General features: G+C 44.7%; 9 protein-coding genes. 5 read left to right on the forward strand and 4 right to left on the reverse strand.

Translation table 11 applies throughout. The annotated features are described in order from the left end of the window. Positions 1-17: 17 nt before the first annotated feature. The 3 genes from dapF to lptM are packed head-to-tail and all read right to left on the reverse strand — an operon-like array spanning position 18 to position 2260. A complete protein-coding gene (gene dapF, locus QTN95_RS15060) occupies positions 18-848 on the reverse strand; it encodes a diaminopimelate epimerase (protein WP_331418018.1) in 831 nt (276 codons plus the stop codon). A gap of 10 nt (positions 849-858) precedes the next feature. Further along, positions 859-2112 carry a diaminopimelate decarboxylase gene (lysA, locus tag QTN95_RS15065; protein WP_138972206.1) on the reverse strand — a complete coding sequence of 418 codons (1254 nt, stop codon included), beginning with the start codon at positions 2110-2112 and terminating at the stop codon, positions 859-861. Between the two features lie 28 nt (positions 2113-2140). Next, complete coding sequence (gene lptM, locus QTN95_RS21285; protein WP_419723661.1) at positions 2141-2260, reverse strand: LPS translocon maturation chaperone LptM; 120 nt, start codon at positions 2258-2260, stop codon at positions 2141-2143. Positions 2261-2335: 75 nt separating this feature from the next. On the opposite strand from lptM, the gene cyaY reads away from it, so the two are divergent. Then, positions 2336-2650 (forward strand): iron donor protein CyaY, encoded by a 315-nt coding sequence (gene cyaY, locus QTN95_RS15075; protein ID WP_331418019.1) that lies wholly within the window; start codon positions 2336-2338, stop codon positions 2648-2650. Positions 2651-2710: 60 nt separating this feature from the next. Here cyaY and QTN95_RS15080 read toward each other — a convergent pair whose 3' ends face one another. After that, complete coding sequence (locus tag QTN95_RS15080) at positions 2711-5239, reverse strand: class I adenylate cyclase (RefSeq protein WP_331418020.1); 2529 nt, start codon at positions 5237-5239, stop codon at positions 2711-2713. Between the two features lie 333 nt (positions 5240-5572). Between QTN95_RS15080 and hemC the strand changes: the two genes are divergently transcribed. From hemC to QTN95_RS15100, 4 genes are read left to right on the forward strand one after another with little or no spacing between them, the layout of a single operon-like run. Then, on the forward strand, positions 5573-6511 hold the full coding sequence (gene hemC / locus QTN95_RS15085; RefSeq protein WP_331418021.1) for a hydroxymethylbilane synthase: 939 nt from the start codon (positions 5573-5575) through the stop codon (positions 6509-6511). Positions 6512-6517: 6 nt separating this feature from the next. Then, positions 6518-7261: a uroporphyrinogen-III synthase gene (locus QTN95_RS15090; protein WP_331418022.1), complete on the forward strand. Its 744-nt coding sequence runs from the start codon at positions 6518-6520 to the stop codon at positions 7259-7261. 3 nt (positions 7262-7264) lie between these two features. Continuing rightward, the gene (locus QTN95_RS15095) at positions 7265-8473 is read left to right on the forward strand and encodes a uroporphyrinogen-III C-methyltransferase (RefSeq protein WP_331418023.1); all 1209 of its coding nucleotides are present in this window, start codon (positions 7265-7267) and stop codon (positions 8471-8473) included. Then, positions 8473-9660 carry a heme biosynthesis protein HemY gene (locus QTN95_RS15100; protein ID WP_331418024.1) on the forward strand — a complete coding sequence of 396 codons (1188 nt, stop codon included), beginning with the start codon at positions 8473-8475 and terminating at the stop codon, positions 9658-9660. The genes QTN95_RS15095 and QTN95_RS15100 overlap by 1 nt, the downstream gene beginning before the upstream one ends. Positions 9661-9841: the final 181 nt, after the last annotated feature.

Here is a 9841-nt window from a genome sequence, read left to right on the forward strand (position 1 = left end):
TTGTTATTATTTTATTCTTAGCAGCTTAGCTGACCATCAAACACATGGGTAGCAGGGCCTGTCATGTATAACGGTTTCCCAGGTCCTTGCCAGCTAATGTGCAGCGAACCACCAGGCAGGTTCACTTTAACGCTTTCGTCTAATAGCCCTTGGATGATACCAACAGCTACCGCACCACAAGCACCACTGCCACACGCTTGAGTCTCACCAGCCCCTCGCTCATAGACTCGTAGGTTGATTTCATCTCGTCGCAATACTTGCATGAATCCAGCATTAACGCGCTCAGGGAATCGCTCATGGGACTCTAAAAGAGGTCCTAATGTGTCGACATCAGCCGTAGCGACATCATCAACCACAGTCACCACGTGAGGGTTACCCATGCTGACTGCACCACAGAATAAGGTTTTTTCCCCTGTACGCATGATGTACGTTTTTTCAGTCTGCTTCGCTTTGAAAGGAATCTTACTTGGTTCAAATTCCGGCACTCCCATGTTCACCGTAACCTGATCATCTTCCTCTATGTTCAGTACCATTTTACCCTTTTTAGTACTGACGCTAATGCTGTACTTGTTAGTTAATCCTTTCATTCGGACAAAGCGAGCAAAGCATCGAGCACCATTACCACACTGTTCAACTTCACTACCATCAGCGTTAAAAATTCGGTAGTGGAAGTCGGTTTCAGGATCGTATGGAGCTTCCACGACAAGCAGTTGGTCAAAACCAACGCCTGTGTGACGATCCGCCATGCGACGGATCAAATCAGGGGAAAAGAAAATATTTTGAGTAATACAATCAACGACTATGAAGTCGTTACCCAAACCGTGCATTTTTGAAAAATGGAAATGCATAAGACTTCAATTACTCCGGAAGTACGTTTTCAAGTGCCCACAAACTGGATAGTTCTTCTCTTTGGCGCACTAAGTAAGCTCGATCGCCATCAACCATGACCTCTGCTGCACGAGAACGAGTGTTGTAGTTGGAAGACATGACAAAGCCATAAGCACCAGCAGAACGTACCGCTAGCAAATCATTTTCCTCAATCACTAGCGAACGGTCTTTACCGAGAAAATCACCCGTTTCGCAGATAGGTCCCACCAAGTCGTAAGTCATTGGTTCGCCTTTGCGAGGGCAAACAGGCACGATATCTTGCCATGCTTGATAAAGCGCTGGACGCATTAAATCATTCATTGCGGCATCAATAATGGCGAAATTCTTGTGTTCGGTATGTTTAAGGAATTCAACCTTAGTCAGTAAGACACCTGCGTTAGCTGCAATCGCACGGCCGGGTTCAAAGATAAGCTCCAAGTCTTGATGATTTTCAAGACGACCTAGCAGTGCCTTCGCATAATCAGAAGGCTCTGGTGGCAGCTCATCACGGTATACCACCCCTAAACCACCACCAACATCAAGATGATCGATCTTAATACCTTGGGCTTTTAGATCATCAATAAGTGCGAGCAGGCGATCTGTTGCATCGATAAACGGTTCAATATCGGTTAGCTGAGATCCAATATGGCAGTCAATACCGCGAATCTCTAAGTTCTCTAGACTTTGAGCAAATTTATAAACCGCAGGTGCACGATCAAACGCAATACCAAACTTGTTATCACGTAGGCCAGTTGAAATATAAGGGTGAGTATTTGCATCGACATCTGGGTTAATGCGCAGCGAGATCGGCGCTTTAAGACCAAGCTCTCCAGCAACCTTGTTGAGGCGCTCAAGCTCTGGCTCAGACTCTACGTTGAAACACTTGATCCCCAGCTCTAGCGCTCGTTTCATCTCGGCTTCGGTTTTACCAACGCCAGAGAATACAACTTTGCTTGCTTCACCACCGGCAGCAATGACTCGTTCCAGTTCACCACCAGACACAATATCAAAACCAGAACCCAGGCGAGCTAACACATTCAATACACCAAGGTTTGAGTTTGCTTTGACGGCATAGCACACCAAATGTGGGTGCTCACCTACCGATTTATCAAACGCGTGCCAGTGACGCTCAAATGTTGCGCGTGAGTATACATAAAGTGGCGTGCCGTACTGTTGTGCAAGTTCTGTTAGTGCGACATCTTCGGCCCATAGCTGGCCATCATCCTGATAGTTGAAGTAATCCAAAGTACTTTCCCTTATATTCTGTTTCTAATTATTGTGAAGACTGCTCATTCTGCTGAGCATCTTCAGGCATGTAAAGCGGTCCAGTTTGACCACAGCCAGCTAAGCCAAGCACCGAAAAGATAAAAAGAGCTAAGATCGATTTTTTCATTGGTTGTATCGTGATTATTCTATCAATGCCCCCTATAATCGCACCACACTCAAGAAAAGCAATAGGATAGATTAGATGAACGATACGGAATTTCATCAGTTAGTAGATGTTCAAATGCAAATCATCGAGGAAATGATTGATGATTCAGGTGCGGACATCGATTACGAGACCTCTGGCAACGTAATGACTTTGGAGTTTGAAGACCGCAGTCAAATCATTATCAACCGTCAGGAACCAATGAAAGAGATCTGGCTAGCATCTAAATCTGGGGGGTTTCACTTTGCTCTAGTTGATGGTAACTGGACGTGTTCAAAGACTGGACTAGAACTTATTGCTATGGTTAAGCAAGAGTGTGAAAAACACTGCGACGAAGAGATCGAGTGGGCCTAAAGCATCATCCCTGCCCAACATAAAAAAAGAGCATCCTTAGATGCTCTTTTTTGTATTCGTTTATGCATTAACTATCTTGTTTGGCCTAGTGTAACTGGCGCCATCATTTCGATAAGGAACAATATAAGGTTCGTCATCTTCTGGACGAACAATCTGGTAGTACTGAGGCAAATTGAAATTGATCAGTTTCGAAGAGAGCGGATTTTCATCCTTCACCGAGGTATAAAAACTGTTCACGCTCGCAATCATCTCATCTTTCTCACCTTTAAACTGGTGATAGACTTCCACTCGATTCGATTCGTCCAACACGTAGATATTGAAGCCTTTATCAGTATCTTCAAAAAAGAACTGAATCAAACCTTCGCTGGCAAAACCATCAACCACTTCAGGCAACTGATAGTCCTGTTCCTTATCCAGCATCAGGAGTGGTGAACCTTTCAACTTGTTGGTCGAAATACTGCGATAAAAATCTACCGAGTTTTCCAACATTTGAACCGAAACACCACGACGTTCATAAAAAAGACCGTAAGTTTGCTGACCTATGCGTAAAGCCTTAAATCGACGACGTTTTTCTTGTTCAACTGGCTTGAGACGTAAATCAATACACTCTGCCAATAACTGATAAACCTTGTTGCGCATGACGCCACGTAGATTTTTGCTGTAACAGAACACATCAACTGACTCTGGCGGGATCGCATCCTGATGCATTTTCCCTAGCACGGTTTTCAACCCGTCCAGCATGGCCGTCTCACCTTTAAAATGCAAAGTACGCACTTCATGCCACGAATTGCGGTAAACCAAATCAACACTGCCGACTAGGCATTTCTGCTCAGGACCAAAGCTAAAAATATCTGTGGTTTTAGGATCAAGCTTCAAAGACTTACCACTCAGGTCTGCTGTTGGATCGTTTTCAAAGTTGATAAACATCGCCAGTTGACTAATTTCACATGGACTAGCTAACGCTTGCATTGTCGGTCGGCGTTTACGCAGTGAGAAGGTATTACGTAGGTCACTCACCATCTGATAGAACTTGTCGATGTCGAGGTGAGCATCACGAATCACAGAATGCAAACGAGTCGATTCTGTAATCAAACCATTGAAGAATGACCATGCGACTAGCTTACTCAAATACTCGTTATGTTCTAACGGCGCCTGACCGATAATACGGTGTGGAGTCAAAGGTTGTTTATACAGATACCAACCCGCTTTATTTGTCCGTCCTGGACGAACTTCAATAAAGGTGAGGTCAGACTCATGCAAATCAGGAGAAATCTGAGGATTCAGCAGCGTAACTTTACCTGGTAACACTTCAAACGCAGCATACAGCTTACGCGCCAAGATACTAATATCCTGAGGGCTAATGGCAGAAGTAATATCGTTGCGACGAGCAAACTGAATAAGATTCCGGTAGCTCTGCATCAAAGCGTCCAGCAGCGCATGGTGCACGACTTTGACTTGCTCTACTTTCCAGTTACGACGGTCATCAAGCTCTTCAATAACAGAGTCTGACCAGTTCCACTGCTGTACGAGTTCACTCAGCGCTTCACGACGCCATTCCACCGAACCCACACTTGGTTCTCTAGAAAGCTTTTCGTGCGTTTTAAGATAAAAACAGCGGCGCACTAAATCTAAACGCGTGGTATCTCCAATACGTTCAAGATAACGAGTCACCTTTTCTAGCATTAGGTAATACGCATCCATCCCGTACAGATCCGGCTCATGCGCAAAGAAACGTCGCTTAGTATCTAGGCTCAACAGCTGAGTATTTGGGTACTCCCACGAATAGGCTTCTAATAAAATGGCTTTCAGAACCGACTTGTATGGCGAGTCAATACTCTTGTAAAGCTGCCATAGATTCGAGCCAAAATACTCCTCTGCAGGAATTCGATTCAATTTGCCGAAGTCAATCCACTTAGAGCAATCGATACATCCTTTACTGCACAGGTCTTTTACATATTCGTCGTAGCACTCTTCCATCTCAGTTGGAACAATCTGCCACAGCAAGCGCTGGCCAGCGAGGCGGACAGCACTGCGATAAAACTCATCAAGTAACAGTAGATGTTGAGATGAACCACAGTTGTCACCGGTCATTTCTTCAGAATGATTTGAACGGAAACGTTGCTCATCCATTAAGAAGAAATTCGCTTCAACACCCTGAGTTTGTGCCCAATCAGTGATAAGTAAACATTTGTTGGTTAGGCTTTCTCTTTCCTCGCATTCCATCTCAGGTGATACACATACCCAAATATCCAGATCACTGGAGGTGCTTTGCCCAATAGAAGATGTACTTCCCATGGTATAAAGACCGAGAATCGCTGGATTTTCACTAGTAGGTAGAGGCTGTCCAATGGTTAATTGGCTATCTTCAACGAATTGCTGCTGAATGTCGTTAAGCTCAAAATCACAAATACCAAAAGGAACGTTGGCATCAAAGTAACCAGGAAACAGAGGATGGTTGAAATGGAGTAGAGTTGGGATCAGATGGAAGACTCGTTGACTTGGTAAATCCATAAGCGCCAGCGCACGTTCAATACGTTGCTGGTTAAGGTTATCAAGTCTCTTTATTAACGTCTTGGTGTAAGCCTGCAAGGGAGCTTCCTTGGTTCATATCCTAGATAGTGCCTGACTAAAAACTGTCCTAAAGCACCAACAAAACGTGATCAATCTAACATTTTTATTTGGATTGGTAAAGAAATGTACGATCTGATCTACACAATTTTGTCCATCTGAAGTTGCCGCTCTTAGTGTGGTACGTAACTGCTCTTAATAATAATAGCCTATTTTACAAACGAGACATTTATCACACTCTTTCGATGATTTTGTGCTAGCAAACATCAATCCCTCACCCGAATGAATATGCAGTAATGCATTTTTAGCCGACAGTGGTAGGATTAGTGATTATTTTGGTATCAGCAGAACACTATGACTCAAACAACTCCAATTCGTATCGCTACACGTAAAAGTCCACTTGCGCTTTGGCAGGCTCACTATGTTAAAGACACATTACAAGCCGCTCACCCAGGTTTGGAAGTTGAGCTAGTGACCATGGTAACCAAAGGCGACATTATCTTAGATACACCGCTAGCAAAAGTGGGTGGTAAAGGTTTATTCGTTAAAGAGCTTGAAGTCGCCATGCTGGAAGGTCGAGCAGATTTGGCCGTTCACTCGATGAAGGACGTTCCTGTCGATTTCCCTGAAGGCCTAGGCCTAGTCACCATCTGTGAGCGTGAAGATCCACGCGATGCTTTTGTATCCAACACATACAGCAGTATTGATGAACTCCCCCAAGGAGCAATTGTGGGCACTTGTAGCCTGCGTCGTCAATGTCAACTTAAAGAGGCTCGTCCAGACTTAGTCATTAAAGAACTGCGTGGCAATGTTGGCACTCGTCTCAGCAAACTGGACGCTGGCGAATACGATGCCATCATTCTTGCTGCCGCTGGCCTAAAACGCCTTGAGCTGGAAGAGCGTATCAAGAGCTTTATTGAACCAGAACAGTCCTTACCAGCAGTTGGACAAGGGGCAGTCGGTATCGAATGTCGCTTAGACGATGAACGCCTTATTGAACTCCTAGAGCCACTAAACCACAAAGAAACCGCAGACCGTGTTCGCTGTGAACGCGCAATGAACCTAACCCTAGAAGGTGGATGTCAGGTGCCAATCGGTAGTTACTCGCTCATTGATGGCGACAACATCTGGCTACGTGCTTTAGTGGGTGAACCAGACGGCTCTAAGATCGTTCGTGGTGAGATCCGTGGCGCTCGTGCAGACGCAGAAGCTCTAGGTGTCGAACTTGCTAATCAACTATTGGCAGACGGCGCGAAAGAGATTCTGACTAAACTGTACGCAGAACACGAGTAAATCACTATGGCAGTACTGGTCACTAGGCCGGGACAACAAGGCCTTTCCCTATGTGAGCAACTTTCGAAGGTTGGAGTTTCCAACCTTCACCACCCTCTTATACATATCCAGCCCGGTGAGCACTTAGCCGAACTGGAGAATCGAATAGCTGAAGTTGACATCATCATCGCAGTTAGCCAGCACGCAGTGGAAGCGAGCCATCGTTTCCTCTCACAATTGAGCCTAAATTGGCCTTCACAGCCGATCTACCTTGCCGTTGGTCAAAAAACTGCACATGTTTTGAGCAAAGTGAGTCAACAAAAAGTACACTACCCAGAAATTAGTGACAGCGAACATCTACTTAATCTGGATGTACTGCAAAACGTCACCAACAAATCAATCCTCATCTTGCGTGGAAATGGCGGGCGAGAACTCATCTTCGATACGCTCTCTGCACGAGGTGCGTGTATTGAATATAAAGAAGTATACAAACGAAAAAACCTAGCTTTCCGCTCAGATTTACTCGTACCGTTCTGGCAAGATAAAAACATTAATCAATTAGTCATCACCAGTTCAGGTCAGCTCGACTACTTTATTTCGCAGTTTAATCAACAACAACGGGACTGGTTATTTACGCTACACCTCTACGTACCTAGCGAGCGTATAGCGCAACAAGCACGAGAAGTAGGTTTTAAAGTGGTCACCAATACTTTCAGTGCCTCGAACCCAGTGTTATTGGCTGCTCTCCGGCCAGACAAAACAGGACAATAAGTCATGACAAGCAAAAATAAAAACGAAAACATTGCCCCTGACCAAGAAAAAGATAAGGCAGCGGACGCAAACAAATCAGAAACAACAGCGTCTGCAGAAACAGCGGTAGAGACATCAGAGCAAGTCTCACCAGCCACGGAACCAAAACCTAGCGAAGCCGCGAAAACTCAAACTGAAGATAAACAAGCCAAACGTGGCGTTAAGCTCGCGACTGTTGCCATCGTTATTTCGGTCCTTTTAGGTGGCGGTCTTACCTTTCAAATGCAACAAAAGAACGCTGTATACCAAGCGCAAATTAGCGCATTACAGACTCAGTTGCAGCAAACTCAAAACTCAGTTCAATCTGAACTTGAAGCGACCCAGCAGCAAGCCATCGCCAAAGCGACAGAAATCACTCACCGTGCAGAAACCGTATTAGCTCAGCAACAAAAAAGCATTGAAAGCCTTCAGTTAGCCGTTGCTGATGTGAAAGGGCGTCGTCCAAATGACTGGCTTCTCGCGGAAGCAGATTACTTGGTAAAACTGGCAGGACGTAAACTCTTTCTTGAGCATGACGCGGTAAGCGCAACCAAACTGATGGAAAGTGCGGACCAGCGCATCGCTGCACTGAACGACCCAAGTTTAGTTCCACTGCGAAAAGTGATGGCCAACGACATTACTAAGCTAAAGACCATTCCATTAGTTGATCGTGAAGGTTTAGTACTACGCATTACAGCACTACAGCAACAGGTAGATAAACTCCCACTTGCCCATGCCCTACTTCCTGAAGCAGATAAGCAGCAAAAACCTGTAGTTTCAGAAGACATCTACGACTGGCAAGATAACCTAATTACTTCACTAAAAGATTTCTCTGACAACTTCATCACTTTCAGAACTCGTGATGGCAACGTTATTCCACTCCTATCACCTCAGCAGCACTTCTACTTAAAAGAAAACATTAAGGCGAAGTTAGAAACAGCGATTAAGGCCGTCTACGTAGAACAGCAAGAAATCTACTCGACTGCGTTAACAACCGCAGACAAATGGTCATCAACCTTCTTTAACCAAGACTCAAATGAAGTGAAAGAGTTTAATAAAGCTCTAGAGCTATTGAGCTCACAAAAGGTTCAAGTTGAGTATCCGGTTAAGCTTGAAACCCAACAGAACCTATCTGATGTCATTCGTGAACGCCTTCGTCGTGAAGTAACGACTCTAGTATCGGAGGATAAGTAATGTTTCGCCTTATTTTTCTCTTTGTCGTACTCGGATTAGGACTGTTTGTTGGTACTCAGTATGCAGGTCAACAAGGCTATGTGCTGATCTCAATTGCCAACAAAACCATCGAGATGAGTGTCACGACTTTAGTCATCTTCGTTATTGGCGCGCTAGCAGCACTGTTCGGTTTAGAGTATCTGATTAAGAAAGTATTCTATGCGAGTTCAGCGACATGGAATTACTTCAGCGTACGTAAAATGAGACGCTCACGCCGCTACACAAATGAAGGAATCATCAAGTTGCTCGAAGGTGATTTCAAGCTCGCAGAGAAAAAAGTGACTCGTTGGGCCAATCATCATGATATGCCACTACTCTGTTACTTAGTTGCATCAGAAGCAGCACAAGGCATGGGTAATGAAGCACAGCGTGATCGTTACTTAGAACTGGCAGCACAGCAAGAAAACGCTGAGCTAGCGGTTGAGCTCACTAGAGCCAAACAACAAATTCGCGATGCTAAGTACAACCAAGCTCTTGAAACGCTGTCAGGCTTGAAACATAACTATGCCAACAACCTAATAGTGCTGAACTTACTCAAACAGGTTTACATTGAACTGAAGCTTTGGCAGCCGCTTTTGGACTTACTGCCAAAACTCGTGAAGAATAAGATCGTGACCGAAGAGGAACAAGAGCCATTAGCACAACGAGCACAATGCGGCCTGCTTACTGAAGTTGCAGAGCAAAAAGGGAGTGAAGGACTGATCGCTCACTGGAATGCACTACCACGCAAGGTGAAATCAGACGCTCACCTAGTGGAGTGCTTTGCGAAACAACTCATCAACCGTCAGGCAGATAACGAAGCGTTTACTTTAATTAAAGAAACACTTAAGAAGCATCCGAATTCTGAATTATATCGCTTACTTCCTGAGCTTAAACTCTCAGACAGCCATCCAGTTATCACCTTCTTAGAAGAAGTTCTAAGAAAAGATACCAATAACGCACAAGCAAATAGTGCTTTAGCGCAGTTCCACCTACGTAATGAAAACTGGAGTGGCGCTCAACAGCACTTAGAGAAAGCGCTCTCTATACGTTCAAACGTCTCAGATTACGGTCTACTGGCGGATGCCCTAGAGAAACAAAATCTAACTAAAGCCGCACATGAAGTCTCAAAAAAAGCACTGACTCTGGTCAGCGGCCCTGCTGCTTAACACTAGCAAGTACTTTAGAAAGCCACCTAATCAGGTTAACTCCGATCAGTTAAGTAAATGATCAGTTGAACGATCCTGTGGTTGGTTGAAAATACCCTCAAACATTTCATATTTGAGGGTATTTTTTATGTTGGCTCACTGGCTTATTGATGTTGATGACTTCGCTTCTCCTGATTCACTT

Origin of the sequence: Vibrio sp. M260112 (assembly GCF_036533775.1) — a bacterium.
Classification (GTDB): Bacteria; Pseudomonadota; Gammaproteobacteria; order Enterobacterales; family Vibrionaceae; genus Vibrio.

Coding starts and splice junctions, on each gene's coding strand:
- lptM (WP_419723661.1), bottom strand. CDS start 2,260: ATGAAAAAATCGATCTTAGCTCTTTTTATCTTTTCGGTGCTTGGCTTA.
- cyaY (WP_331418019.1), top strand. CDS start 2,336: ATGAACGATACGGAATTTCATCAGTTAGTAGATGTTCAAATGCAAATC.
- hemC (WP_331418021.1), top strand. CDS start 5,573: ATGACTCAAACAACTCCAATTCGTATCGCTACACGTAAAAGTCCACTT.
- QTN95_RS15095 (WP_331418023.1), top strand. CDS start 7,265: ATGACAAGCAAAAATAAAAACGAAAACATTGCCCCTGACCAAGAAAAA.
- dapF (WP_331418018.1), bottom strand. CDS start 848: ATGCATTTCCATTTTTCAAAAATGCACGGTTTGGGTAACGACTTCATA.
- QTN95_RS15100 (WP_331418024.1), top strand. CDS start 8,473: ATGTTTCGCCTTATTTTTCTCTTTGTCGTACTCGGATTAGGACTGTTT.
- QTN95_RS15090 (WP_331418022.1), top strand. CDS start 6,518: ATGGCAGTACTGGTCACTAGGCCGGGACAACAAGGCCTTTCCCTATGT.